Origin of the sequence: Methylomagnum ishizawai (assembly GCF_019670005.1) — a bacterium.
GTDB classification, from domain to species: domain Bacteria; phylum Pseudomonadota; class Gammaproteobacteria; order Methylococcales; family Methylococcaceae; genus Methylomagnum; species Methylomagnum ishizawai.
Window position 1 is genome coordinate 95,502 of the sequence record NZ_AP019784.1, and the last position, 25,088, is coordinate 120,589.

General features: G+C 64.9%; 22 protein-coding genes. 9 read left to right on the forward strand and 13 right to left on the reverse strand.

Annotation, left to right across the window (positions count from 1 at the left end):
- Positions 1-13: 13 nt before the first annotated feature.
- From K5658_RS21145 to K5658_RS21175, 7 genes are all read right to left on the reverse strand, one after another.
- Entirely contained in the window at positions 14-673 is a 660-nt protein-coding gene (locus K5658_RS21145; protein ID WP_221067206.1) for an ABC transporter ATP-binding protein, read from the reverse strand.
- Complete coding sequence (locus tag K5658_RS21150; protein WP_221067207.1) at positions 670-2,166, reverse strand: hypothetical protein; 1,497 nt, start codon at positions 2,164-2,166, stop codon at positions 670-672. Before K5658_RS21150 ends, K5658_RS21145 begins: the two co-directional genes overlap by 4 nt.
- A 707-nt stretch (positions 2,167-2,873) precedes the next feature.
- Positions 2,874-3,251: a hypothetical protein gene (locus tag K5658_RS21155; RefSeq protein ID WP_221067208.1), complete on the reverse strand. Its 378-nt coding sequence runs from the start codon at positions 3,249-3,251 to the stop codon at positions 2,874-2,876.
- Between the two features lie 548 nt (positions 3,252-3,799).
- Positions 3,800-4,495: a hypothetical protein gene (locus K5658_RS21160; RefSeq protein ID WP_221067209.1), complete on the reverse strand. Its 696-nt coding sequence runs from the start codon at positions 4,493-4,495 to the stop codon at positions 3,800-3,802.
- Positions 4,496-4,508: 13 nt separating this feature from the next.
- Positions 4,509-4,868: a copper resistance CopC family protein gene (locus K5658_RS21165; RefSeq protein ID WP_221067210.1), complete on the reverse strand. Its 360-nt coding sequence runs from the start codon at positions 4,866-4,868 to the stop codon at positions 4,509-4,511.
- A gap of 11 nt (positions 4,869-4,879) precedes the next feature.
- The gene (locus K5658_RS21170; RefSeq protein WP_246628687.1) at positions 4,880-6,067 is read right to left on the reverse strand and encodes a sialidase family protein; all 1,188 of its coding nucleotides are present in this window, start codon (positions 6,065-6,067) and stop codon (positions 4,880-4,882) included.
- Positions 6,068-6,810: 743 nt separating this feature from the next.
- Positions 6,811-7,983 carry a replication protein gene (locus K5658_RS21175; protein WP_221067212.1) on the reverse strand — a complete coding sequence of 391 codons (1,173 nt, stop codon included), beginning with the start codon at positions 7,981-7,983 and terminating at the stop codon, positions 6,811-6,813.
- A 619-nt stretch (positions 7,984-8,602) separates the two neighbouring features.
- Here K5658_RS21175 and K5658_RS21180 point away from each other — a divergent pair.
- Positions 8,603-9,703 carry an L-dopachrome tautomerase-related protein gene (locus tag K5658_RS21180; RefSeq protein WP_221067213.1) on the forward strand — a complete coding sequence of 367 codons (1,101 nt, stop codon included), beginning with the start codon at positions 8,603-8,605 and terminating at the stop codon, positions 9,701-9,703.
- Positions 9,704-9,734: 31 nt separating this feature from the next.
- On the opposite strand, the gene K5658_RS21185 is transcribed toward K5658_RS21180, so the two are convergent.
- Positions 9,735-10,667 carry a LysR family transcriptional regulator gene (locus K5658_RS21185; RefSeq protein WP_221067214.1) on the reverse strand — a complete coding sequence of 311 codons (933 nt, stop codon included), beginning with the start codon at positions 10,665-10,667 and terminating at the stop codon, positions 9,735-9,737.
- A 213-nt stretch (positions 10,668-10,880) separates the two neighbouring features.
- Between K5658_RS21185 and amoA the strand changes: the two genes are divergently transcribed.
- From amoA to K5658_RS21225, 8 genes are all read left to right on the forward strand, one after another.
- Entirely contained in the window at positions 10,881-11,633 is a 753-nt protein-coding gene (amoA, locus tag K5658_RS21190; RefSeq protein WP_221067215.1) for a bacterial ammonia monooxygenase, subunit AmoA, read from the forward strand.
- A 15-nt stretch (positions 11,634-11,648) separates the two neighbouring features.
- Positions 11,649-12,866 carry a bacterial ammonia monooxygenase, subunit AmoB gene (gene amoB / locus K5658_RS21195; RefSeq protein ID WP_221067216.1) on the forward strand — a complete coding sequence of 406 codons (1,218 nt, stop codon included), beginning with the start codon at positions 11,649-11,651 and terminating at the stop codon, positions 12,864-12,866.
- 40 nt (positions 12,867-12,906) lie between these two features.
- Entirely contained in the window at positions 12,907-13,692 is a 786-nt protein-coding gene (gene amoC / locus K5658_RS21200) for a bacterial ammonia monooxygenase, subunit AmoC (protein WP_221067217.1), read from the forward strand.
- Entirely contained in the window at positions 13,682-14,968 is a 1,287-nt protein-coding gene (locus tag K5658_RS21205; RefSeq protein ID WP_221067218.1) for an MFS transporter, read from the forward strand. The genes amoC and K5658_RS21205 overlap by 11 nt, the downstream gene beginning before the upstream one ends.
- An 84-nt stretch (positions 14,969-15,052) precedes the next feature.
- Positions 15,053-15,703 (forward strand): glutathione S-transferase family protein, encoded by a 651-nt coding sequence (locus tag K5658_RS21210; protein ID WP_221067219.1) that lies wholly within the window; start codon positions 15,053-15,055, stop codon positions 15,701-15,703.
- Between the two features lie 354 nt (positions 15,704-16,057).
- Positions 16,058-17,686 carry a SulP family inorganic anion transporter gene (locus tag K5658_RS21215; RefSeq protein ID WP_221067220.1) on the forward strand — a complete coding sequence of 543 codons (1,629 nt, stop codon included), beginning with the start codon at positions 16,058-16,060 and terminating at the stop codon, positions 17,684-17,686.
- Between the two features lie 338 nt (positions 17,687-18,024).
- Positions 18,025-18,414 (forward strand): hypothetical protein, encoded by a 390-nt coding sequence (locus tag K5658_RS21220; RefSeq protein ID WP_221067221.1) that lies wholly within the window; start codon positions 18,025-18,027, stop codon positions 18,412-18,414.
- 225 nt (positions 18,415-18,639) lie between these two features.
- Positions 18,640-18,843: a hypothetical protein gene (locus K5658_RS21225; protein ID WP_221067222.1), complete on the forward strand. Its 204-nt coding sequence runs from the start codon at positions 18,640-18,642 to the stop codon at positions 18,841-18,843.
- A gap of 6 nt (positions 18,844-18,849) precedes the next feature.
- Here the strand turns inward: K5658_RS21225 and K5658_RS21230 are convergent, their stop codons facing one another.
- From K5658_RS21230 to K5658_RS21250, 5 genes are all read right to left on the reverse strand, one after another.
- Complete coding sequence (locus tag K5658_RS21230; protein WP_221067223.1) at positions 18,850-19,362, reverse strand: hypothetical protein; 513 nt, start codon at positions 19,360-19,362, stop codon at positions 18,850-18,852.
- A 104-nt stretch (positions 19,363-19,466) separates the two neighbouring features.
- A complete protein-coding gene (locus tag K5658_RS21235; RefSeq protein WP_246628688.1) occupies positions 19,467-19,985 on the reverse strand; it encodes a copper resistance protein NlpE in 519 nt (172 codons plus the stop codon).
- 367 nt (positions 19,986-20,352) lie between these two features.
- Entirely contained in the window at positions 20,353-22,509 is a 2,157-nt protein-coding gene (locus K5658_RS21240; RefSeq protein WP_246628689.1) for a methyl-accepting chemotaxis protein, read from the reverse strand.
- Positions 22,510-22,535: 26 nt separating this feature from the next.
- Complete coding sequence (locus tag K5658_RS21245; RefSeq protein ID WP_221067225.1) at positions 22,536-23,972, reverse strand: DcaP family trimeric outer membrane transporter; 1,437 nt, start codon at positions 23,970-23,972, stop codon at positions 22,536-22,538.
- Positions 23,965-24,456, reverse strand: coding sequence for a cytochrome c (locus K5658_RS21250; protein WP_221067226.1), 492 nt, complete (start codon positions 24,454-24,456; stop codon positions 23,965-23,967). Before K5658_RS21250 ends, K5658_RS21245 begins: the two co-directional genes overlap by 8 nt.
- Positions 24,457-25,088 lie beyond the last annotated feature (632 nt).

The window sequence follows — 25,088 nt, forward strand, 5'->3', positions numbered from 1 at the left end:
GACCCGCCACGCCTCATCCGCCCCCCGCCGTCAACCGGGTGAAATCGACCACGCGGTCGAAGCGCGGCAATAATTCGTGGTCGTGGGTCACGGCCAGGAGGCTCGCGCCGCGGCGGTCGGCGGCGCGGAACAACAGGTCGAGGATGCGGACCTTGTTGGCCGGGTCGAGGTTGCCGGTGGCCTCGTCGGCCAGGATCAGGCCCGGCTCCGGCAGCAAGGCCCGGCACACGGCGGCGCGTTGGCGCTCGCCCTGCGAGAGTTCGTGCGGCATCCGTCCGAGCTTCGCGCCCAGGCCGACCTCCTCCGCCAGGGCGCGGGCGCGTCCACGCACCGTCCGGTCCAGCCTGAGCGAGGGATTGACCCGGTAGGCGTGGACGATGTTGTCGAACAGGTCGAGGTAATCCAGCAATTCCAATTCCTGGAACACGAAACCGACCCGCCGCGCCCGGAAATCGCGCCGCGCCCCTTCGCCCAGCGCCCGCAAATCCGCGCCATCGACCCGGAGCCGGCCGGATTCGGCCCGCACGATGCCGGCGATCAGCTTGAGCAGGGTGGTCTTGCCCGCGCCGCTGGGACCGATGATGGCGAGCTTCTCGCCCGATCCGACCCGGAATTCCGGGATACGCAGCGCGAAGCCGGGATAGCCGAAACGCAAATCCAAGGCTTCGATCATGAACCCGCCCCCGCGTCCAAGCGTTGCCCGCCCTGGAAATCCATGGCGGTGATCTTCCAGCCGCCGTCCGCGCCGGGACTCAGGCTCAACCGGGCCGCGTAGAGGTTGTGGCGCTCGTGGCCGTGGCCCCAGTGCGAAACCGTGCCATGGGCTATCCAGCGGGCGTCGACCACGTAGCCACCGCCGGGCGCGGCCTGGATGTCGCTTTGCAAGAGTTCGATACGGTCCACCCGGCCCTCGCCGCCCAGGCCATCGGTCTGCCGCAGCAGGGCGCGGCGTTGTTGCAGGTAGATATCCGCCAGCAATTCGCCGTCCAGGCTCTTGGCGAGACGGTCGTAGGCGGCTTCCTCGCCGCGCAGGGCGAAGGCGCGGTAGGCGTTGTGCAGCAAGGCCGCGAGGGTTTCCGCCGCGGGGGCTTGGTCGGCCCGTCCCGCCGGGGCGGGTTCGGTGTCGGTGGACGGGGTGGGTTCCAGGGCGTCGGCGCGGGACCATTCAAACCGCGGTTGCCCTGGGGTCAGTTCGCCGTCGAAGCTTTCGCGGCCCTGGATGGCGCTGACCGGGCGGCGTTGCAACCCCGGACCGAACAAATCCCAATCCAGGGCGATTTGCTGCGCCGGGCGCTCGGTGAGGTAGGACAGCATCGCGCCGACCAGGGCGGTGGCGGGGTCGAGGCCGGTGCCTTCCGCCACCGGCTGCACGCCCTGGCGGGTGTAGTGTACGAATTCCACCCGGTCGATTTGCGGGGCGATTACCGCGCCGTCGATCCGTAATGGGTTATGCGCGGTGAGCAACGCGCCGATCTTTTGTTTCAAGCCGGGCAGGGCGGCGGCCGGTGCGGCCGCGCCGGGTCCGAGTCCCAAGGGACCGGCCAAATCGGCCAACCGCAATAGCAGTTCGTGGCGGACCTCGTAAGGCTCGACGTAGAGATAGGAACGCGGCTCGGCGTGGCAGCGGGCGAACCCGGTGTTGTCGAAGCGGGAGCGCCAGGGATCGACCGGGTCCAGCCGCAAGGTCTCGGTTTGGGCCAAGGGAGCCAGATCGTTGACCGGCACGCCGCGGTGCAGGGCGATGATGCCCAGGTCGTGGTCCGCCGCTCCCGCGATGGGCGCGAGGCCCAGCGCCCGCGTGGCCGGGGGCAGCGGGTAGTCCAAGCCCATTTCGTGGAAGGCGGGGATGCCGTTCTCCGCCGGGTGGGCGGTGGGCGTGCCGGTGGGCTGTGCCGCCAGGGTGTGGCCTGAAGGGTCCTTGAGCGTCAGCAGGGCCGGGGCGACCCGCTCCCAGGATGGCACGGTTTCCTGGGAAGCCGCGAGCTGGGCCAGGCGGGGCAGGGCGCTGTCCAAGACCCGCAGGTCCAGGTGGATGCGGTCGGCTTCGATGTTGATTTCGGCCACCGCGCCATAACGGGAAAATCCGGCCCAATCGGCGGCGGCGGGATATGGGGCGAGCGACAGGCAAAATCCAAGGAGGGGGCGCAGTTGGAAGAAAGCCATCATGGCGGAACGACGGGAGTGGCGCTGGGAGCGGGTAACTGGATGCAAAGCTTGGGCCAAGGGCAATGGAGGGAAACCGGTCGGAATCGGTGGGTTTTGGCTAGGGTTTCCACCCGTTTACGGGCTGCCTATCGGATAGGCTCGCGGTCCGTGCCAGTCCCGTAGCGCAAAAAATAGGCGGGTGTTATCGGACGACCCGCCCTAAAAGGTTGCTTGCGAGTTATATATGCTTTTCCAAGCGGGGTTCAACCCTTGACAAAAGCCGCTTTTTTGGACGCCGACTTACTGGCTTTTAGCGGGGAGGCGTCCGCTATCGCCGTCGGGAGAATTTCCACAGCCTACAGCGGTCAAGGACAGGGCGGCTACAAAAAGGGCAACCAAAATTTTCTTCATCGTGCGTACCTCCGAATTCATTTTGATAAGAATTTATTTTGATAGACGCCATGGGGTGACGTTTGGGTATTGTACTTCCATTTCTGAAAAAGGCAATCGTGGGTTTCCCACCCAAATTTCTGGCAAGTAATTAACTTTCCAGTAAAGCCTGTATAAACCTTAACCTAGCTTCGTGTCGACCGGGTTTGTTTACGGGGTCCGTCCCGATAAAAAAGCCCCGCCCGCCAAGCCTTGAAAACTTGGCGGGCGGGACGGTTCCGCTCCAACTAGGCGTTATCGGGTGGACGGCTTCAACCCTCCCGCGCCGACGCGGAACCTCAAAGTTTGCCTTCTTTCTTGTAGTACTCCACTTCGGAATCCAGCTTTTCCTTACAGTGCTGCAACTCGGTGACGGCTTCAGCGGTGTTGTTGGCCTCCAGGGCGGCAATGGCCTTCTTGGTGGTCGAAGAGCCGACTTCCATCGGCATGGTGCTGATTTCCTTGTAGGAAGCGACGGCGGTCTTGCGGGCGGTCTTGGCGGATTCCAAGGCGGCGGCGGTGTCGCCTTTCTGCGCGGCTTCCAGCGCCTTGGTGCAGCTTTGCTGGACTTCGACCAAGCCTACCGGCGGATTCGCGTAACGCCCGCCCGCGAAACCCACGCTCGCGATGGAACCCAGCAACAACACCGAAGCGGCCTGAACAATAATGCCTCTCATGGGGCGTATCCTCGTTTGATATTTTCATGACTATGGTGGATGGGGAACCCTGGTAAATCCGGTATTCCCGCTCATTGGGCGACCGCGTTCTCTTTTTTCCTTTCGCTGGGCGTCACGGTACTGAAATCCGCCGGGGTGGCTTCGATACCACGGTTGGTGCCATGGATCGGAAAATCCATGGCGCGGGTCGATCCAGGTGGATGGATATTCGCCGATACCTTGGACCGGCACACGCCATGAGGCCAGCAGGCCAAACAGAGAGGCTGTCCGTCCATATTTTGCAGTTTCCATGCCATGTATGGATATAGCAGGAATAACGCGGGATTTGACGGATTAAATCAGAATGCTACTGGGGTTATTGTGCGATATACCGCAATGGTATTCGTGATAGGGCGTATTCCGGGATATTCAACAGCGTGGCGAACCAGCGGATAGTTATTTCCTGGAATCGTCGACGGGCTGTGGAAGACGCAAAAAAACCCGCCCACCGATTGGATGGACGGGTTCTCCATTCAAGGGCTGGTTTCCGGCCTGCCCCGTATTGAAATTCAGCCGGTCTTGGCCTGGGTCGTCCCGCCTTCGGGCGGGACCGCCGCCGGGCGCGATTTCGGCCAATATTTCTGCCAGGTGCGGAAGCCGATGATGCCCATCACCCCGAAAAACAGGATGACCACCGCCCCGGTGAAGCGGCCCGCGAATTTGTTGTAGTCGGTGGGCGGCGGCAGGCCCACGCTGAACGGGATGCGCAAACGGTCGTCCTCGGTGATGGGACCGTCGCCGATGGTGGCGATCAGGGCGTAGTGGCCGGGATGGGTGATTTCGATGTGGGTGTCGGCGGTGCCGCTCCGGTAGATTTTGGCCGGGGCCTCGGCCAGGGTGCTTTTGGTTTCGGGGGGACGGCCGCCGTTCGGGTCCACGTCCTCCTCCACCACGCTGAGCGCGATGGGCGTGGACCGGGTGTCGCGGTCCAGCAGGTCGATGCTGAGGTAGACCTTGCCGAGGTTCGGCACTTCCTGGCAGTACTTGGCGAAATCGGTGCTTTCGCCCTTGTTGCGCCCTTCTTGCAGGGCCGAGAAATGCACGGCGTAGAAATCGTTGGCGACCAGGCAATCCATGTTGGAGCCGGAATAGGACTGGCGGCCGTTGAACGGGTCGCGGGGCGTGGTGGCGGCTTCCGCCGGGGTGTGCAACGCCAGCGCGGCCAAGAGGGCCGGAAAGCCGGCCAAGCGGGTTTTATCGGACATCTGCGCTACCTCCTCAGGGGGTTTTGATTTGGAAGGAGTACTTGCCGCTGACCACATGGCCGTCGGCGGAAAGCACCCGGTATCTCACGACGTATTGGCCGGGCGGAAGCGGTTCCACCGAGGCGCGGAGATGGGAATGGTCGGTGAAGTCCAACCGGGCGTCGTGCTTGTCCACCCGCTTGCCGGCCGCGTCGATGACCGCGAGGGCCAGGAATTCCTCGCCCACGGCGTCGTTGAAGGTCAACAGCACTTCCGCCGGTGGCAGGGCGAGGACCGCCTCTTTTTCGGGTTGGGCTTTCACCAGGATGGCGTGGGCGTGGGCGGTGGGGAACAGGCCCAGGAGTGCCAGCACCAGAAGGATTCGTTTGAGCATCGTCGCGTCCGTCAGGTTGGGAAATCGGCCAGCGCCCAGGTTTTGCCGCCGCCGGGCCGGGCTTCGGTCCAGAACACCCGGAAGCCGGATTCGGTCGCGACCACCCTGGGATGGTCGGCCTCGGTGCCGGGCGGGGTCAGGACCAGGGGTTCGGACCAATGGCGGCCCCCGTCGCGGGAGCGCATGGCGTAGACCGGGCTGCCCCGGTCGGTGCGCTTGATGAAGGCCAGTGCCAGTTTGCTGGCCGTGAGCGCCGCGATATCGCCACCGTGGCTGTCGCCGTCGCCCACCCGCAAGGGCGCGGACCAGGTTTTCCCGGCGTTGGTCGAATTCAGGTAATACAGGCCGGGCGCGGCTTCCCGCCCCGTCCAAACCAAACCGTGCAGCGTGGTTCCCTGATGGGTCCGGGTCGCCGCCAAGCCCCCGCCGCAATGGGGGCAGCCGGTGAAATGCCAGGAGAAGTCGCCCACCGCCGCGCCGTCCGTCCGCCAGCGGGCGGATTCGGGTGGGCGCAGGGCCAAGCGCATGTCGTGCGGCTCGGTGTCGCGGTACAGCACCGCCACGGCTCGGTCCGGTAAGACCTGTAGCCGGTTCCAGCAGCAAGTACAGACCTTCGGGTCCAGGGTGGTTTCCGGCTGCCAATGCTGCCCGCCATCGTTGGATTGCGTGTAGCGTAGGCCTTGGGCATCGCCTTGCTCATCGCGGTCGTCCAGCCAAGCCAGATGCGCCCGGCCCGCTGTGTCCAAAGCCAGGGCGGGATAGCTTTGGTTGCCCGTGCTGTCGCCGCTGGCTGGGTTCGTACCGGATCGCCAAGTCTTGCCGCCGTCCATGGATAGGGCGGCATGCAAGGGGCCGGTGCCGGGCAATTCACCCTGGGCCTGCCAAACCGCGACCATCCTTCGCCCCCGTACCGCCAGGCGGGCGTCGTTGCCGCGCCGGGCGAGGACCGGAGCCGCGTCCTGGCCGGTCACGAACACCGGGGACCGCCAACTCTTGCCGCCATTGTGGGAAACCACGTAGGCCAGGGTATCGGCCGGTCTTTGGGAGAACCGGCCCGCCAACAGCGCGTGGATCGCTCCGCCTTCGGTCACGACATCGAGGCTGCGGACCTTGAGCAGACCGTCGATGGCCGGATAGTTCACCGGCCCGGTCGCCCCCGCCGGGATGGAACCGGCCAAGGCGATAGCCGTCCACAACAAGGTTCCGGTCCGGCGGGGGCGACCGGGCTTGGGTTTCCGCCGTGGCTCTGCGGAACGGGCGGTTGGGTTTGGACCGCCGCCATGGTGGCGGTGGGAATTGGATTTCATGGGTGGAGGTCGGGCCGGTGGATGGGCAAGACCCATCACAAAACCCGTGCCAGCCGGAACCCGCTTGTTTAAACAACGACTTGGAAGGATGGTCCGGTCGATGCTGCGGGCATTGGCGGTAGCTTATGCCGCGATATGGCGGAGTGTGCGAAATGACCGGCGGAATGTTTATGGAGTGCGTGGCGTGGCGCATTCCGGGGGTTTGGGCTTGGCCGAGTGGTCCGGCCATAGGCTGTTTGGAAGCCAGGCACTCTGTGGCTGGCTTCGCCGCCGACCTGCGATTTTCCTGGGCGGTCCGTCCTTGGATGGGGGATAACCCGGCTGGATCGGGCTGGCGTATCGTTGGCCGCTTGGTGGGGGACGTTCCCGCTGGTCCCGCGTGTTGTTCTTGCGCAACAGTCCGGGGTTTCTCCTGGCCGGAAGGTTAAGAAGAAGGATAAAAGAAGAATAAAGAAGAATAGGCGCGGATTTTTTGTTTTTTTTATCTTTTAAATCAATAGCTTACGAGCGTTTTTCGGCGCGACCCGTCAGCTATAACTACCAGCGACCCCCCTCCAAAAACCCTGCCGTCACCTATAACTACCGCGACCCGTCAGCTATAACTACCGGAAAATGGCCCGATCCGTCAGCTATAACTACCGCTTTTTGCCCGGAACGTCGAAGTTATCCACAGACTTATCCACAGTTTCGGCGGGCGGTTCCAGGGCCAAGGCCTGCCGTTTGTTGGCCGCCTTGGTCTGGGCCACGAAGTCGCGGGAGGCCGTCAGGGTGTAGACCACATCCTCCAGCCGGCCGCGGGTGCCGGTCATGGGTTGCTTCTTGAAATCCATCAGCACCCCCCCGGCCTTGAGTTCCTCCAGGGCCGCGTCCAGGGCGGCCACCGCCTGGCGCTGTTGCTGGTAGCCCTCCAGCAGGGCGCTGTCGCGCTTGACGGTGCCGTAGCGTATTTCGAAGGTGGTGACCATGCTGGCGAAGGTGAACTTGAGCGAGAGCTGCTTGTGCAGCCAACGCGCCAGTTGCGTGGTGTAGGCCATCATCTGGGCGTAGTTGAATTGGCGGTAGTCGAGGGCGTCCATGGCCTGGGTGATGAGCGGATGGAACTGGACGATCCATTTGGCTTCCGGGTCCTCCGACAGCTTGCTGCGCGACACCGCCGACAACCCCGAGAAATAGGGGCTGACCGTGAAGCCTTCCCCGCCCTTGGCGTCCACGGCGCGGATCTCGATATTGCTGCGGGCCAGGATGTTGAGGCTGAGGACGATCTGCTGGTAGGAGCGGGCGTGGCCGCGCTTCCTGAGTTCCTCGCGCAGCATGTGCAGGGTGAACACCACGCCGCTGCGGTAGTTGGGCCGGTCGAAGAAGGCGTTGCGCTGCTCGGTGGCGATCTTGCGCAGGGCGTCCTCGATGAGTTCCTCGTTGGCGCTGGGGTAGTAGTCGGTCTCGGTGCGGGTCTTCTCGTCGAAGATGCGGGCGGCCTGGATGCGGACCTCGAAGGGGCGGCCGCGGTATTGGAAGGTGATCTGTTGCAGGCCCAGGAAGCCCTTTTCCTTGCGGATCTTGGTCATCTGCTGGCGCGACACGGCGTAGCGCGGCAGGCTGTCCCACAGGTCGAAGGTGTTGGAGAGCCGCTCCCGTTCGTCGGGACCGTTGCAGAGGAAGAAGCGGAACAGGTCGATCTGGCGGCTCCCGAAATCCGCCTCCGTGGGCGGCAGCACGGGCGGGTGGGCGTCATGGGCGGCGGGTGTCGCGTCCGGTTCGGTACCGGGTTTGGCGGCGGGCCGTTTGGGGGCGGTTTTGGGGCTTTTCATGCGGGTTCGGCGTGGGGTTGGTGGAGACGGTGCTGAGGGCATTTTCATATTTGCCTGCATGGCGTGGCCAGCGCCCCGCAGGTAACGGGGCGGCGGCTTTCCCAAGCCGCCTAGGCCGTCCGCTTCCTGGACTCGCGGAGCAGGGTCTTCGGTTGGGACAGCGCCGCGCGATGGGAATGGGGTTGTGGGGGCGAGCGGGTCGGGTCGTCGAAGCGCTTGCCGCGCGATTCGCATCCGTAGCGCCGTAGGTGCCGGTCCGGGCGGGGGCAAGCCCTGCCCTTTTGCCGGCGGGGTTGATGGAGGGTCCCATAGCAGGGCGTTTCGTCGGCCAAGCGCTTGATTGATATGGGGGATGTGCGCATTTCGGCATCTTAGCAAAAGACCCCGGAATCCATATAGAGCCCTCCGTATTTTCCAGCGGCAGCGTTCTCCGGCGGGATCGCCACCTTCCCGGCGGCGGGGAAAACCGGAAGGCCGGGTGATATCTTCCAAACCGCTCCATGCCTATCGATTCCTTCGATAACGCCATGAATAAAGGCCATTTCACCCGTGGCGACCGGGAGCGCTACCGTTGGCCCTGCCGATGACAGCTTTCAGTCCACCCCACGGGAGTCCCTCCATGCGTATCCTCGAATCGTCCCTATGCAGCGCCTTCGCGCTGGCCTTGGCCCTCGCCGCCCATGCCGAGCCTTCCAACTATGAAATCCATGCCCGGCTCGACCAGGGTCCGGGCAATGTGACCGTGACCGGAACCGGCCGGGTCATCTTCAGCCAACATCCCTTCTATGGCCCCGCCGATTCGGTGGTGGAACTCAAAGGCGGGGGTGGGCCCACGCCCTTCCCCAACGCGGCATTGAACGACCGCGGCGGCCCCTCGGCGCTCAAGCTCGATTCGGTGCTGGGCCTCCGCGCCGCCGCCGATGGCGTGGTGTGGATGCTCGACAACGGGATGCGCGGCGGCATGACGCCCAAGCTGGTGGGTTGGGATACGGTCTCGGACCGGCTGCAACGGGTGATCTACCTGGGGTCCGAAGCCGCGCCCAAGGACCAGTTCGTCAACGATTTCGCGGTGGATTTGGCGCATAAGCGCATCTTCATCAGCGACCCGGCGGGCGGGGCGGACGCGGGGATCATCGTGGTGGATTTGGAGACCGGCGCGGCGCGGCGGGTGTTGCAGGGCCATCCCTCCGTGTTGCCGGAGAACGTCGATTTGGTGATCGACGGGCGGCCCGTGGAGATGAAGGACGCCCAGGGCAACCGGGTCCGGCCCCATATCGGCGTCAATCCCATCACCGAGGATGTGCGCAACGAATGGGTTTATTTCGGCCCCATGCACGGCCACGGCCTGTACCGGGTCAAGGCCGCCGACCTGGCCGACGACCAATTGCCGCCCGCGGCCCTGGCCCAGCGGGTCGAGCGCTATGCCGACAAGCCGATTTCCGACGGCATCAGCATCGACCGCGACGGCAACATCTATCTGGGGGAATTGGCGGAGAACGCCATCGGGGTCATCACCCCGGACCGGAAATATAAGCGGCTGGCCCAATGCCCGAACCTGTCCTGGGTGGATTCGCTGAGTTTCGGCCCGGACGGCAAGCTCTACGCCGTGGTCAACCGGCTGCACCAATCGGCGGTGTTGAACGCGGGGGAGAACGCCTCGAAGCCGCCGTATTTCCTGCTGAAGGTGGATGCCTTGGCACCGGGGCTGGCGGGCCGGTAGCCATCGCCGACGTGTTCGCGCCGGGGGGCGGCTACACCGCTTCTTCCGCGCACAACTCGGCGCAAACCTCCAGGATTTGCCGCCTGAGCCAGGCATGGGCCGGTTCCTTGTCGTTGAGGGGATGCCAGACCATGACCAGGTTGTAGGGCGGCAGGTCGATCGGCACGGGCACGGTCTTCAAACGCGCCAGCCGGGCGAACTGCTCGGCGATACGCTTGGGGAAGGACAGCACCATGTCGGTCCCCGGCAGGACCAGGGGCGCCGACAGGAAGTGCGACACCACCAGGGCGATGCGCCGCTCCCGCCCATGTTCCGCCAGCCAATCGTCGATCAGGCCGGTGGCGACGCCGGTACGCGAGATCAGCATATGCGGCAGGGCCAGATATTCCTCCAGGCCGAGGGAGTCGCCCACTTTCGGGTGCCCTTCCCGCACCACGCAGACCATCCGGTCGTCGAACAGCTTTTCACAGCGGAACTGGGCGGGCGGTTTCAACACCGCCTCGAAGCCCAACACCACGTCCATCTCCCCATCCTCCAAACTCCCGGTCGGGAACGCCGCCTCGGTGCGCTTGAAGTGGATATCGATCCCCGGCGCGGCGGCCCCGAGCCGCGTCATCAGGGGCGGCAATAACAACACCTCGATGTAATCCGTGGCGTGGATGACGAAGCGGTGGCGGCTGTTGGCCGGGTCGAACTCGGCGGGCGGGCGGATCACCTGTTCCACTTCCCGGAGGATGGCCCGCACCGGCTCGACCAGGGCCAAGGCCCGCTCGCTGGGCCGCATCCCGGCGTTGGTGCGCACCAACACCGGATCGTTCAACTGCTGCCGCAGCCGTTGCAGGATGTGGCTCATGGTCGATTGGGTGACGAACATTTTCTCCGCCGCGCGGGAGACGTTCAGCTCCCGCATCAGCACATCGAAGGCCACCAACAGGTTCAAGTCGAATTGACGTAGATCGGACATGGTCGCTTGGCCTATTAATTTCCCCCATACCGCCATGAAAACTAAGCATTTCACGGGCTTGGGCCGGTTCCCTAAAGTTTCGCCATCGTAGCGCATGGCCCGGTCCGGCCCCAAATCCCCCCGTTCCGGAAGCGGACGGGCCGTGCGCTACGAAACCCAAGAGGCGATCCCGAATCCCGGCGCGACCGGGACGATTCCAAGGAGAAAACCATTATGGCAGCCCATCTGCTCGATCTTCCGCCCCAGCCCTATACCGGGGAAAAGGCCAGGCTCAGCCGCGCCTTCGACTACATCATCCTGGTATTGGCCCTGTTCCTGTTCATCGGTTCCTTCCACCTGCACGTCGCCCTGACCGTGGGCGATTGGGATTTCTGGCAGGATTGGAAGGACCGGCAATGGTGGCCCCTGGTCACGCCGTTGATGATGATCACCTTCCCCGCCGCCGTGCAAGCGGTGATGTGGGAGCGCTTCCGCCTGCCGCTGGGGGCGACGCTGTGTATTGCCTGTTTGCTGATCGGCACCTGGATCACCCGCGTCTTCGCCTACCACTACTGGAATTATTTCCCGGTCAACATGGTGCTGCCCGCCACCCTGCTGCCCAGCGCCCTGGTGTTGGACGCCATCCTGATGCTGAGCAACAGCCTGACCTTCACCGCCATCTTCGGGGCTTCGGCCTTCGCCCTGCTGTTCTATCCCAGCAATTGGCCGATCTTCGCCGGGTTCCATCTGCCGGTGGAGTATGGCCACGCCCAGGTCACCGTCGCCGATTTGTTCGGCTTCCAATACATCCGCGCCGGGATGCCCGAATACCTGCGCATCATCGAACGCGGCACCCTGCGCACCTACGGCCAGTATGCCGCGCCCTTGGCGGCGTTCTGCTCGGCCCTGTTGTGTTCGCTGATGTACGTCATCTGGTGGTACCTGGGCAAGTGGTTCGCCACCGTGCGCTTCTTGAAAAAAATCTGAAGGGAGGAATCGACGATGCTCAAGACATTGGCAAAACGCTTGTGCGTGCCGGGGCTGTTGCTGGCCGGAATTTCGACCGCCTGCGCCCATGGCGAGAAGGCCCTGGAACCCTTCATCCGTACCCGCACCATCCAATGGTACGACGTGGCCTGGTCGGACCCGAAGGTCAAGGTCAACGACGAAGTGACCGTGACCGGGCGCTTCCATGTGGCGGAGGACTGGCCGGTCGGGGTGCCCAAGCCGGAGGCGGCGTTCCTCAACATGTCCGCGCCGGGGCCGGTGTTCATCCGCACCGAACGCAGCCTGAACGGCCAGCCCTGGATCAATTCGGTGGCGCTCAAACCGGGCGGCGATTACGAATTCAAAGTGGTGCTGAAGGCCCGGATGCCGGGGCGCTACCACCTCCATCCGTTCTTCAACCTGCGCGACGCCGGCCCTGTGACCGGGCCGGGGCAATGGATCGAGGTCGGCGGCGCGGCGGCGGATTTCAGCAACCGGGTCACCACCCTGACCGGCGAGACCATCGACATGGAAAGCTTCGGCCTCGCCAACGGCGTGCTCTGGCATGGCTTCTGGATGGCGGCGGGTTTGGCTTGGCTGTTGTGGTGGGTGCGGCGGCCTTTGTTCCTGCCGCGCTATAAGCAGGTGGAAGCGGGCCGGGAAGAAGGCTTGGTGACCCCGCTGGACCGCAATTTGGCCAAGGCCATCCTGGTGGCGGTGCCGGTGGTGGTGCTGGGGGCCAACGCCCTGGCCCAGAGCCGCTATCCCAGCGCGATTCCCTTGCAGGCGGCCCTGGATCGGATCGAGCCTTTGCCGCCGCAAGTGAATACCGGCGCGGTCGAGGTCAAGCTGCGCAAAGGGGAATACCGCATCGCCCGGCGCGAAATGGTCCTCAGCGCCGAAATCCACAACCGCGGCACCCAGCCCGTCCGGGTCGGCGAATTCACGACCGCCAATCTGCGCTTCCTCGATCCCCAGGTCGTCGGCGCGGTGGATGCCGACAGCCTCACGGCCCCGCACGGCCTGAGCGTGGACCTACCCGCGCCGATCCAGCCCGGCGAAACCCGGCAACTGCGGATCACGGCCAGCGACGCCGGCTGGGAAACCGAAAAGCTCGATGGACTGATCCGCGATGCCGATAGCCGTCTGGGCGGCCTGTTGTTCCTCTACGCGGAGGACGGCCAGCGCCATGTCGCCAGCGTGTCGGCGGCGGTGATCCCGCGTTTCGATTGAAGCCGTTCCCCAAACCCACCCAACCCCATCAGGCAAACCCATGGCTATCAGTACCTCCAGTACCTCCGAAATCCTTCCGGCCCGCCCGGCAACCCCAACCCGGCTGCCCTGGTATCTACTCGACCTCTATAAATACCTGGGGGCTTTCGCCTTCCTGACCACGGTTTACACCGGCCTGCGCCTCTATCAAGGGGCCCATGCCGTCGCCACCGGACTGGATTCCACCTTGCCCGAATACGATATTTACTGGATGCGGCTGTTCTATGTGGAGGTCGTGGCGCTCTTGGCCGCCGCCGCCGGGCTGTGGGGCCATCTTTGGCTCACCCGCGACCGGAACCTCGAAGCCTTGCCCCCCAAGGATGAACTGCGCCGTTGGTTCGCCCTGACCATGTGGATCAGCATCTACACCTTCGCCGTCTACTGGGCCGGGAGCTATTTCGCCGAGCAGGACAATTCCTGGCACCAGGTGGTGCTGCGCGACACCCCGTTCACGGCCAACCACATCGTGGTGTTTTATTTTTGCTTCCCCATGTACATCATGCTGGGTGGCGCGGCTTGGCTGTATGCCCGGACCCGCCTGCCGCAGTATGCGCGGGAAGTGTCCTTGCCGCTGACCCTGGCGGTGTTCGGCCCCTTCATGATCCTGGTCAGCGTGGGCTTCAACGAATGGGGCCATACCTTCTGGTTCCGCGAGGAGTTCTTCGCCGCGCCCATCCATTATGGCTTCGTGGTCGGCGTGTGGTTCGCGCTGGGGGTGGGCGGCATCCTGTTGCAAGCCTGCGCCCGCATGACCGCCTTGCTGGATGCCATCGAAGATGCGCCGTAGCCGTGGACGCAAGCGGGGAACGCCCCCGCTGCCCCTGCGCAAGCCGGGCAACACGGGGCCGCACCATGCCTGGACCATCCTGGCGGTGTGCTTCGTGGTCCTGTTGATGGCGGCGGTGGCCCGTTCGGTGCCGGGTATCGTCCTGGTGTCGCTGGAACGCGAGTTCGGCTGGAGCCGCGAATCCATCACCCTGGCGGTGTCGGTCAATATGCTGTTGTTCGGCTTGGCCGGTCCCTTCCTGGGGCGGTGGATGGATCTGTACGGGCCGCGCCGCATCGCCCTGTGGACCTTGGGTTTGCTCGCCCTGGGCACCGCCGGAACCTTGTGGATGCGCGAGCCTTGGCACATGTTGCTGCTGTGGGGCGGCGTGGTCGGGCTGGGTTCGGGCGGGCCTTCGATGATCCTGGGGGCGGCGGTGGCGAACCGCTGGTTCGTGGCCCGGCGCGGCTTGGCCTTGGGGATACTGGGCGCGGCCATGTCGGCGGGGCAGTTGGTCTTCACCCCGTTCCTGATGCGCTTGACCCTGGAGCAAGGCTGGCGGGCGGCGGCGCTGTTCGTGGCCGTGGCCTTGGGAGCGGTGGTGTGGCCCTTGGCCTGGGCTTTCCTGCGCGACGATCCGGGAGCGCTAGGACTCAGGCCCTACGGTGCCGACGGTCCCGCCACCGCGCCCCAACGCCCCGATCCCAGACCGATGCGGGCGGCCTTGCGTAGCCCGCTGTTCTGGCTGCTGGCCCTGAGCTTCGGCATTTGTGGCCTGACCACCTCGGGGCTGTTCCAAACCCATTTGATCGCCCATGGCGTCGAACATGGCTTCCCCGAGATGACCCTGGCCGCCTCGCTGGGCGTGATGGGCGCGGCGGATATGGTCGGCACGGTCGCCTCGGGCTGGATTTGCGACCGCTTCGGGGCGCGCTTGCCCTTGGCCGGTTATTACCTGCTGCGCGGGGCGTCTTTGCTGGCCCTGCCCTGGGTGGATTCCACCGGGGAATTGCTGGCGTTCTCGGTGGTGTACGGGCTGAACTGGCTGTCCACCGTGCCCGCGACCTCGGCCCTGGCGGCGGATGGCTTCGGGCGGCGCAACGTCGGCGTGGTGTTCGGCTGGATCTTCTTCGCGCACCAGGCCGGGGCCGCCCTCGCCGCCTATGGCGCGAGTTATCTGCGGGCGCAGTTCGGCGATTATCTCCCGGTGTTCGCCTTGGCCGGGGTGCTGGCCTGGCTCGGCACGGGGTTGATCCTCTGCCTCAGGCCGGACGGGGCGGCCCCGGTCCGCGCTTGAATTTCCCCGCCAAGATTCCCATCGGCCGCCGGATGGTTTACCTTTCCGCCCGTTGGCCTGGACCCGATCACGAGGAATACCGCCATGTCCCTGGAATTCTATTACCTGTCCGGTTCGCCCTTCGCCTGGAAAGTCTGGCTGGCGCTGGAGCACAAGCGCATTCCCTACACGCTCCGCCTGATGAGCGTCGATGCGGGCGACCTGAAAACGCCCGCCTACCGGGCCATCAACCCCCACGGCAAGGTGCCCGCCATCGTCCATGACGGCTTCGTGCTGTACGAATCCTCCGCCATCGTGGAGTACCTGGAAGAGGCGTTCCCGCAGTCCGGCCCGCCGCTCTGGCCCGCCGATCCGCAATTGCGGGCCGTCGGGCGGCGGCTGGCGGCGGAGGCCGAAGGTTTCCTCTATCCGCCGATCCGCCAGGTGTTCGAGCAACTGGTGCTGCGCCAGGACGGCCCGCCCGACGAGGCGGTGCTGGCCAAGGCCCGCGCCATCGCGGGCAAGAAGATGGCGCTGCTGGCGGAATCGCTGCGGGGGCCGTTTTTCCTGGGCGACCTGCCGACCCTCGCCGACTACGCGGTGTATCCCTTGACCGCCCTGCTGGTCCGGCTGGGGACCCGCCGCCCGGACCTGGACTTGGCGGGGGCGATTCCCCCGGGGTTGGCGGACTGGCGGACGCGGATGGAAGCCCTGCCCTATCTCGACGCCACCTGGCCGCCCCATTGGCGCGGATGAGGACCGTGCCCTTGGTGGGGGTTCCACCCGATCCCGGGCTTGCAAGGACGAACGCTGATTGGACACAAAGCGGCCGCGCATCCTCGTGACCGCGTCCCTGCCTGCATAAATTCGCGAACGGCCACTCCCCGGCCTTTGCGGTCATGGTTCGGCTCCCGAAAGCCGCCGTTCGAGGATGACCGTTTTCCCCAGATCGTTTGCCAAATCCCGCCAGGGCTTGCCGGGTGCGGCCCCCCGTTTCCCTGGGGTGGTCGCCTGCTTCGACCGAATTGATTGCCGACCGGCCCGCTACCGTGCTGGAATGGGCGAGGCCCACGCCATCAACACAACGCCTCGACACCCTTTGGAGAAACAATGACAAACCCTTCAGCACGGAATTCCGTCCGGCATACGGGCCTGGATGGACTCAAGGCCCACTGGCGCCAGGATATCGCCGCCGGTTTCCTGGTCTTCCTCATCGCCTTGCCGCTCTGCCTGGGGGTGGCCGTGGCCTCCGGATTCCCGCCCATGGCGGGCATCCTGTCCGCCATCATCGGCGGCTTGCTGGTGTCCCGCATCAACGGCTCCCATGTCACCATCACCGGCCCCGCCGCCGGCTTGATCGTGGTGATCCTCGCGGCGGTGCAATCCCTGGGGCAAGGCGACGCCCTGGCCGGATACCGCCATACCCTGGCGGTCATCGTGGTGTCCGGCGTGCTGCAAGCGCTGTTGGGCTATTTCAGGGCGGGACGTTGGGCGGCGGTTTTTCCCGCCTCGGTGGTACACGGCATGTTGGCGGCCATCGGCGTCATCATCATGGTCAAGCAGATTCCGGTGATGGTGGGTGTGAAGATCGCCGGGGGCGGGGTGTTATCCAATATCGCCCAGCTTCCCCACGCCTTGGCTTTCTTAGTGCCGCAAGCCGCCCTCGTCTCGCTGGCGGCCTGGGCGATCCTGATCGGCTGGCCCCTGCTGCGGAACTCCCCGTTCAATAAAATCCCGGCCCCGCTCCTGGTCGTCGTTTCCGGTATGGTCCTGGGCCGGATGTCCGGTTTGGACCACCTGGTGCCGGGGGGGGATTTCATCGCGCCCAAGGATGTGATCCTCGGCCCGGATTTCCTGGTGTCGATTCCCGCCAGCCTTTCGGCCAGCCTGTATTTTCCCGATTTCTCCAAGATTTCCACCCCCGCCTTTTGGGAAAGCGTGGTGGCCATCACCCTGGTGGGCAGCTTGGAAACCCTGCTCAGCGCGGCGGCGGTGGACAAACTCGATCCCGAAAAGCGCTCTTCCAACCTGAACCGGGATTTGTTGGCGGTGGGGGTCGGGAACACGCTGGCGGGGTGGATCGGCGGCTTGCCGATGATCGCCGAAATCGTCCGCAGTTCCGCCAATATCGACCACGGTGCCCGGACCGGCTGGTCCAATTTCTTCCACGGCGCGTTTTTGCTGCTGTTCGTGGTGGCCCTGCCCGGCCTGATCGGCACCATTCCCCTGGCTTCCCTGGCCACGCTCTTGGTCTACACCGGGTTCCGGCTGGCCTCGCCCGCCGGTTTCGCCAGGACCCTCGATTTGGGCCGGGAACAATTGGCTTTGTTCGTCATCACCCTCGTGGGCGTGCTCGCCACCAATCTATTGGCGGGGGTCGTGATCGGCATCGCCGCCAAGCTGCTGTTCCATATCGGGCGGGGCGTGCCGCTGCGCAACCTGCTGGCGATCTCCTACCGGGTGGAACATCCGGCCCCCGGCACCTGTGTCATCCGGGTGGCGGGGTCGGCGATTTTTTCCAACTTCCTCTCCCTCAAGAGCGAGTTGGCGGACCTGCCGCACGGCAAGACGGTGATCTTCGACTTGTCCGACGCCTACCTGATCGACCATACGGTGATGGAGTTCATCGACCGCTTCCGCGCCGACCGCCTGGCGCACGGTGGCTATTGTGAAATCCATGGTTTGGCCGACCACGTGGCCTATGGCGAACACGCGCTGTCGGCCCGCATCAATCCGTAATGGGGGCATCGCCAGGGGCGGAGCTATCGGCGGCGCGGTATCCGGGTGGGCCGTTCCCTGGCCGGTCAAACCGCCGCTAGGGCGGTTCCCGGAAGGACTGGGACAACCGCCGGGCGATCTGGTCGACCATCGATCCCGTCCGCTCTTCCCGTAGCGGATCCGCGTGGATTCGCACGGTCTCGATCCGGTGGAAACCCACTGCCGGGACTGCCGGGGCCGGGAGCGGCGGGTTTTCGCCCGGTCCGGCCTGTCCATCGCGCGGTGATTCTGGACGTGTCCATCTGGATGCCGCACAATCCCCCCGCCTTTTCACAACTACCGAGAGAGGAACCCCCATAATGAGCGGATTACTGCACAGGCTTTTCAACGCCACCCCCCCGGCCCAGAAGAATCCGGCCCTCCAAGCAGCGCCGGCTCCCGCCCCCGCCTTCCAGGCCACCCCCGGCCTGACCAAGGTCGAGGCCTATTTGGAGCGGTTGGCGGCGGAACCGGCCCCGGCCACCGGTGTGGCGAAGTACCTGGTCAAGGTGGAACGGGACGATTTCAACCGCCGCAACCGGCCCCAGCCGCCGACCGGGGTGGACCGCTACCTGTCTTCCCAGCGGCAAGTGGCCCGCCCCGCTCCCCGCCAGGGTCCGACCGGCGTCCAACAATACCTGGACACGCTGGCCGCTTCGATCAAGAAGCCGACCGGCGTCCAGAGATACCTGGACGCGCTGGCCGCCTAATTCCCGCGGGACGGGCCGGGGCCGGGATAAATCCCGGCCGTCCGCCGTCTATGGATCATGGCCCGTCCGGATGGGCGCGGCTCCGGGGTTTCCGTCCGGGGCCGCCGCGTCCGGGGCCGGTGCCATCCACTCGGCCGCAAAGGCCGGCCGCCTGTTCCCCGGCGGGGGAACGCCATCGCGATGGACCGCGCCGGGCGCTATGCCCGGAACCCCAGGAGAGGGAAGATGCCACAGAATACCACCCAGAATCCCCACGATTCCGCCACCGCCTTTCCCTGGCTCTGGAACCGGCTACGGGAAAAAAGCACCTGGAGCGGCCTGAGCCTGGTGGTGATTTGCCTGCTGGTCCTGTTCGGCCTGCCCATCGTCAAGATGTTGGCCTGGCTGGGACTGGCCTACGGCGTCTACACCATGTTCACCGCCGGTTAGCGGGCGCTATTCCAGGGCCGGATCGCTGAAGTCCAGGTCGCCGGCGCGGGTTTCCAGGGCCTCGGCGACCCAGCGGCGGACATCCGCCATGAAGGCGTTGCCGGGGGGTTCGTCATACAGTTCCCAAATCCGGTTGCGGTGCGCCCGCCGCAATTGGTGGCGGCGCGATTCGATGGCCCGGCGCAGCCAGGGCGGCAGGTTGGCCCGGATCAAGGGGATGGAGAGCAAGGGCGCGCCCTCGTATTCGTCGTCCTTGAGCAGGTAGACGGGGGCCGGCCCGAGTTCGCCCGCGAGATAGGCCATGGGGGTCCGCGTCAGGAAATATTTATCGGGCCAGACGAAGGGCAACCGGGGCGTGGTGGGTTGCCAGAGGAATCCGATCCAGTAGCTGAGTTGCCCGTCCATGGGCGCGTCCTGCCGACCGGGAGCCGGCGCGGTGACGCGGATCAAGGCCGCGCACCAACTGCGCGGGGTCCAGGATGCCACGGTGTTGAGGGGGAGGTCTGGAGTGTGGGTCATGGGGGTTTTCCGGCGGATGGATGGGATGGGTTTCCTTGAAGTGTAGCGCCCCATCCGCCCATGGGTCCGGTGGACCGCGAATCCCGCCGGACGGGATGGAAAAATCAGTGGATATGCATTTCCCGGTTGCCCGCCTTGTCGCTCCTTTGCAGGAGATATTGATCCTGGTCGCCCGGCAGGGGGCCGCCGTCGGTGGCCAGATAGCGCAGGGTGGATTCGTTCTGGATGGCGAGCCGCCGCTGGGGGGCGTCCTTGTTGGGGGTCAGCACGACGATGCCCTTGCCTTCGTCCCATTCGTACTTCCCTTTTTCGAAGGATTCCCGGTTCAGTAGCTTGGCGGGTTGGGTGACCAGGAGATAATTATTCTTGGGATTCAGGGACAGCGTCATTTTCAGGCCGTTGCAGTCTTCCTCCTGGCAGGGCAAATAGCCATAGAACACCCCCCGGAATTTGCCCGCCGTCGGCGCGGAACCGGTGTGGGCCGAATGGTCCATGGTGCCGGCCCGGTTCATTTCGCGGGCTTTGAGCGCTTTTTCTTGGATTTGCATGTCGGATTCCGCCCTGGCGGGGCCGGGCAGGTTCAATAATAGGCCGAGGATAATGAGGAATACCTTATTGCTCATGGTTGCCATTCATTTCGATGTGACTGCCGTATGGCATGTGGATGGGGTCGCCGGGATGGATCCACCGGCGGGTCCGGCACGTTAGCCTTAAGCTCCGGGCCGGATTATGCCGCCCACCGGCCCGCTCCGTCCATGGGGACATCCTTCCGCTAGCGCCGCTATCCGCTACCCGTGAAAGCCTATAAGACCTAGGGTTTTCCGGCATATTCACGCCGTCAACGACCGTGCGGGCGCATCCGTCCGACCGGACTCCGGCGCGCGTTGCGGGAGCGGCATGGCGCGGAGCATTCCGCGCCCGGCGCGGCGGAGGGCCGGGGAGTTTGTGGATGACCGCCTTGCTCGCCTTCGCTTGCGCGGCCCGCCCCACCTAGAACCGGGTGAATTCCCCCTGGAACACGGCGTCGTCCACTTCCAGCCTGCGGGCGACCGGCCGGGCCTTGGCCCGCCGGACCGGCTCCTTGCGGGGCGGCGGCACCCCATCTTCGCCATCCCCCACCGTGAAGAAGCGCAGGGCCGCTTGCAGCGCCATGGCCTGGCTGTGCATCTCCTCGGAAGTGGCGGAAAGTTCCTCCGAGGCCGAGGCGTTCTGCTGGGTGATCTTGCTGAACTGGTTCATGGCCTGGGCGATCTGCTGGGCGCCGAGCGCCTGTTCCTCGGAACTGGCGGTGATATCCTGGACCAGGGTGGCGGTCTTCTGGATCGAGGGCACGATCTGGTCGAGCAATTGGCCGGCCCGTTCCGCCAGTTCGACGCTGGACTCGGCCAGCCTGCCGATTTCCTGGGCCGCGATCTGGGAACGCTCGGCCAGCTTCCTCACCTCCGCCGCCACCACCGCGAAGCCCTTGCCATGCTCGCCCGCCCGCGCCGCCTCGATGGCCGCGTTGAGCGCCAGCAGGTTGGTCTGGTAGGCGATATCGTCGATGATGCCGATCTTCCCGGCGATTTCCTTCATGGCCTGGACGGTGCGGCCCACCGCCTGGCCGCCCTGGGTGGCTTCGCTGGCGGTCTTTTCGGCGATGGCGTCGGTGATCTTGGCATTGTCCTTGTTCTGGTTGATGGACGAGGCCATTTGCTCCATCGAGGACGAGGTTTCCTCCACGCTGGCGGCTTGCTCGGAAGAAGCCGTCGCCAGGGATTGCGAGGTGGCGCTGACCTGTTCCGACGCCGTGGCCATGGCGGTCGCCACCTTGTCCACATCGGCCAGGGTCGCCGAAAGCTTGTGGAGGGTGTCGTTGATGGCGTCCTGCAATTCCTTGAACGTGCCTTGGTAATCGCCTTCGACCGCGGCGGTCAGGTCGCCCTCGGCCACGCTGGCCATGCTCCGGCAGATATTCTCCACCGGCCCGGCCACGGCCCTGAGGGTGCGGTTCATGCCCTCGACGATGCGCCGGTAGTCGCCCTGGTGGCGGGCGGGATCGACTTTGGTGTCGAGCCGGCCCTCGATGGCCGCCGTGGACAGCAGGTTGGCGTCCTCGATCAAGGCTTTGATATTGGTCCGCACCTGCTCGATGGCTTCGTTGATGAACCGCTGCTTGCCGGGCAGGATTTCGATCCGGGCGTCCATATCGCCCTCGCCGAAGGATTTGAAGCAGGCGATGGCTTTCTTCTTCACTGCGATATGGCCGAACACCATGGCGTTGACCCCCTCGGCCATGGTCCGGTACGCGCCCTGGAAGCGGGCCTCCTCCAACCGGGCGTCGATCTCGCCCGCGTTATGCTCGGCGGACATCCGGTTCATGTCCTGGATGATCCGCTGGATGGTCTCGGACATGCGGCGCATGGCGGCCAGCAGGCTGGTGGTGTCGCCGGGGCGCAGGACGATATCGGTGGACAGGTCGCCCTCGGCGATGCGGCTGGCGACGCCGGTCGCCAGCACCGGTTCCCCGCCCAGGACCCGCAGGAGGTTGCGGGTCAGGCCCGCGCCCACCAGGACCGCCAGGGCCATGGTCAATATTCCCATCCAGGACACCCCGAAAATCGCCGAATCATAGGCCGCCTCGGCTTGTTCGCGGGCCTTGGCGGCTTCCGCGACCTCGTACTTGTCGAAGGCGGCCAGGGTGTCCAGCCATTGCCGGTGCGAGACCCGCGCCGATTTGAGCTGGGGCCAGAGTTGTTCCGGCGAACTGCGCAGGCCGGTCGCCAACAAGTCGTCGTTGAGGTCGCGCGAGGTTTTGCGCAGGCCCATCGCCTGGGTCAATAGCTCCTTGCCGCGTTCGGTCACCACTTCCCGCTGTAGGTATTGCTCGTCCTGGTCGTACTGGGCGCGGAAGCCCTCGATCCGCTGCTTCATCTCCTGGTCGAAGGCCGGGTCGGGCGAAATCACCAGGTTGCGCAGGGCGATGGCCTCTTCCTGGGAGGCGGTCAACATCCGGTTGATGGCCTCGATCTTGGGCATCTTGTTCATGGTGATATGGTCCAGGCGGCCCTGTATCTGATTCATCCTGGCCAGGCCGAACCCCAGGCTGCCCGCCATGAGCAAGGCGATGATGGAAAACCCCCCGATGAATTGCTGGCTGACTTTCATGGCGTGATTACCTATGGTTCCGGGTTTCAAAAATCGAAGCGGGTCGAAAATTGCACACGGCTTAAATCTCCGTTCTGGCCGTCGATCAAGTTCCGCGTGGCGTAGATGTATTCCAGTCCTAGCGTGGTTTGCAGGGTGGGACTCCATAGCAGGTTGACGTGGACCGACTGGGCTTGGCGGGTCATGGACCCGGCCACGAACACCGGCTGTTCCGCTTGCTCGAAACCATAGGCCACATTGGTGCGCCAAGCCGGGTTCCACCAATGCTGGTAGGCCGCCATACCGCTATAGACGGCGACGAGGCGCAGTTGTCCGGTGGCGTCGACGGCGGCGTCCTCGAAGGTGTTGATCGAGGCGTAGCGGCCCAGCGCGTCGCCGTAGTTCAACATGAAGCGGAGGTTGTCGAGATCGTAGGTCTGGACCTTCCCGGCCAGGCTGACCGCCCCGCCCCAGGCCTGCTGGACATGCCCGCCCGGCAGGCTGGCGCTGCGGATTTGGCGGGCCATGGCCGACAGCGAGAAATTGCCCCAGGCCGGCACGAAATTGAGGCGGGCGATCATATCGGGATAGCGGTCGTCGTCGGGCTGGACGAAGCCGTAGCCATCCGCCGCGGCCTGGTTCTGCGGGGCTTCCCACAGGCGGCTGCGCGGCGATTCGGCGGCGATCTGGAGATTCAAGGGCGTCCCGGCCAGGGTGAAGGGCTGGGTCCAACGCAACATGGGCTGGCGCAGATAGAAAATGCTGCCCACCGGCCCGCCCAAATCGAGGGTGTCGGGAATCACCTGGACATTCAGGAAGGTGGTCCAGGTCTGTCCGGCCAGGAAATGGCCCAGCGTGCCATAGGCATGGCGCAGCCGCGGCGTATAGGTGTAGGTGTCGGCGGAGCCGTAGAAATCGACTTCCAGGAAGGTGTTGATATCGCCCCAGGCGCTGGGGGTGAAGGATTTCACCCATAAACGGGTTTCCTTGGGGTTGAACAGGAATTGGCTGTTCTTGTTGGCGCGGGCCGAACCGCTGGGGATTTGCGAGGGCACCAGGAGTTGGTTGCCCAGTTTGTTGGTGCCGTCGCTCACGCTGTTGTAGATCGCGTCCAGCTTGATGAAGCCGCCGATGCCGATGGAGGTGTCGGTGCCGGGCACTTTGAAGGTCCCCTTGGCGTCGCCCACCGTGACCGGGGGTTTGGGACTGTCCGGCTTGGCGGGCGGCGGGGTTTGGGCCGTCGCGGCGACCGGCGCGACCAGGGCGGGAACCGTGGCGGGATTGGCCGGCGCTTGGTGTTTGGCCTGGGCCAGCTGCTTCTCCAGATCGGCGATGCGGGCGTTGGATTGCTCGGCCTGCCGCTTCAGTTCGGACATCTGGGTCCTTAGGCCCTCGACCAAGGCCCGCAAGTCCTCCTCCGCCCATGCCGGGACCCACCATCCGCCCAGTGCCCAGGCCAGGACCAGGGCAAACGCTTTAGCCATGGCGACCCCCCCGGCCCAACTGGCGGAACAAGCCATGGCAAGCCGTGCAGGTGGCGCTGATCTGGGCCAACTGGCCGGACAGGTCCTCCAAGCGGCGGTCGGCCGCGAGCTGGCGCAATTGGCCGGCTTGGTTGCGCAGCTTGTCGGCCAGGGCGCGGAAGGTGGCCTGTTCGCTCTCGTTCAAATCCAGCGCGGGCAACCGGGCATAGAGTCCGTCGATGCTCCGGCCCAGGTCGGCGGCGGTGCGGGCGATTTCGTCCGTTTCCTTCAGGGTTTCGCGGTCGCGCTCGGGTTCGGTGACGAAGCGCTCGAAGATCAGGCCATTCATCCGGTTCATCAACTCGCGCAGACGGGTATCGCTGACGGCGTGCAAAGCCGGCTGGCCGGTATCGAACAAGCCGGAAGGATGGCGCGAGGGGGGCGGCTGGGTGCAAGCGGCCAGCGCCAGCAAGAGGGCTGCGATGAGGTGGGAGGTTCTGCACATGATAGCTTCCTTAATAGTTTTTCGTATTTGAGAGAGAAAGAGCATCGAACGGGGGCATTGCTTAACTGTAGCGCCAACCCAAAGTGGAATCCGTCCTGCATGGAGAACGGATTCCACAAAGACAGTATTTTAAAAATTACATGGCACGCGCTTATATCGAAAGTATCGGATTAGCGCCTTCCGATAGGCATAGTTGAATTGTGGGATTTTGCAATGGCGGGGCGTGGGAGGCATGGCGGGCCCTTGTCCGCGTTGCTTGACGGTGATGGACGATGGCAGGCCGCCGCCCGAGCATTTTCAGCGGCGAGTGTATAGACGCCGGTTCCCCGACCCCGCTTGGGAAGCGGCGAGGGTGGGGACTTTGGAAGCTGTTTGGAAATCCTGGGCGCTGGCGCTAAGGTCTGGATTTTCCGCGGTCAACGGTCCGTGGCATCCTCAAAAAAACCGAAAAAGCGTTATCCGGGCTGAGCGAGGGGGCATGGAACCACTTGAGGTTCGGCGGGTGGCCGGAGTCGGCGGGGATAGCGTGTGGTGGCGTGGGATTGGGGCACCGTGGCCGGGCGGAGCTTCCTGGGGCGGCGCGCGCGGGCGCCCAATCCCCTGGAAAACCCGGACCCGGTGCGGTGTGCGGC

Excerpts from the sequence above, each read along its gene's own strand:
- K5658_RS21145 (WP_221067206.1), bottom strand. The coding sequence starts at position 673 with ATGATCGAAGCCTTGGATTTGCGTTTCGGCTATCCCGGCTTCGCGCTG.
- K5658_RS21150 (WP_221067207.1), bottom strand. The coding sequence starts at position 2,166 with ATGATGGCTTTCTTCCAACTGCGCCCCCTCCTTGGATTTTGCCTGTCG.
- K5658_RS21155 (WP_221067208.1), bottom strand. The coding sequence starts at position 3,251 with ATGAGAGGCATTATTGTTCAGGCCGCTTCGGTGTTGTTGCTGGGTTCC.
- K5658_RS21160 (WP_221067209.1), bottom strand. The coding sequence starts at position 4,495 with ATGTCCGATAAAACCCGCTTGGCCGGCTTTCCGGCCCTCTTGGCCGCG.
- K5658_RS21165 (WP_221067210.1), bottom strand. The coding sequence starts at position 4,868 with ATGCTCAAACGAATCCTTCTGGTGCTGGCACTCCTGGGCCTGTTCCCC.
- K5658_RS21175 (WP_221067212.1), bottom strand. The coding sequence starts at position 7,983 with ATGAAAAGCCCCAAAACCGCCCCCAAACGGCCCGCCGCCAAACCCGGT.
- K5658_RS21180 (WP_221067213.1), top strand. The coding sequence starts at position 8,603 with ATGCGTATCCTCGAATCGTCCCTATGCAGCGCCTTCGCGCTGGCCTTG.
- K5658_RS21185 (WP_221067214.1), bottom strand. The coding sequence starts at position 10,667 with ATGTCCGATCTACGTCAATTCGACTTGAACCTGTTGGTGGCCTTCGAT.
- amoA (WP_221067215.1), top strand. The coding sequence starts at position 10,881 with ATGGCAGCCCATCTGCTCGATCTTCCGCCCCAGCCCTATACCGGGGAA.
- amoB (WP_221067216.1), top strand. The coding sequence starts at position 11,649 with ATGCTCAAGACATTGGCAAAACGCTTGTGCGTGCCGGGGCTGTTGCTG.
- amoC (WP_221067217.1), top strand. The coding sequence starts at position 12,907 with ATGGCTATCAGTACCTCCAGTACCTCCGAAATCCTTCCGGCCCGCCCG.
- K5658_RS21205 (WP_221067218.1), top strand. The coding sequence starts at position 13,682 with ATGCGCCGTAGCCGTGGACGCAAGCGGGGAACGCCCCCGCTGCCCCTG.
- K5658_RS21210 (WP_221067219.1), top strand. The coding sequence starts at position 15,053 with ATGTCCCTGGAATTCTATTACCTGTCCGGTTCGCCCTTCGCCTGGAAA.
- K5658_RS21215 (WP_221067220.1), top strand. The coding sequence starts at position 16,058 with ATGACAAACCCTTCAGCACGGAATTCCGTCCGGCATACGGGCCTGGAT.
- K5658_RS21220 (WP_221067221.1), top strand. The coding sequence starts at position 18,025 with ATGAGCGGATTACTGCACAGGCTTTTCAACGCCACCCCCCCGGCCCAG.
- K5658_RS21225 (WP_221067222.1), top strand. The coding sequence starts at position 18,640 with ATGCCACAGAATACCACCCAGAATCCCCACGATTCCGCCACCGCCTTT.
- K5658_RS21230 (WP_221067223.1), bottom strand. The coding sequence starts at position 19,362 with ATGACCCACACTCCAGACCTCCCCCTCAACACCGTGGCATCCTGGACC.
- K5658_RS21235 (WP_246628688.1), bottom strand. The coding sequence starts at position 19,985 with ATGAGCAATAAGGTATTCCTCATTATCCTCGGCCTATTATTGAACCTG.
- K5658_RS21240 (WP_246628689.1), bottom strand. The coding sequence starts at position 22,509 with ATGAAAGTCAGCCAGCAATTCATCGGGGGGTTTTCCATCATCGCCTTG.
- K5658_RS21245 (WP_221067225.1), bottom strand. The coding sequence starts at position 23,972 with ATGGCTAAAGCGTTTGCCCTGGTCCTGGCCTGGGCACTGGGCGGATGG.
- K5658_RS21250 (WP_221067226.1), bottom strand. The coding sequence starts at position 24,456 with ATGTGCAGAACCTCCCACCTCATCGCAGCCCTCTTGCTGGCGCTGGCC.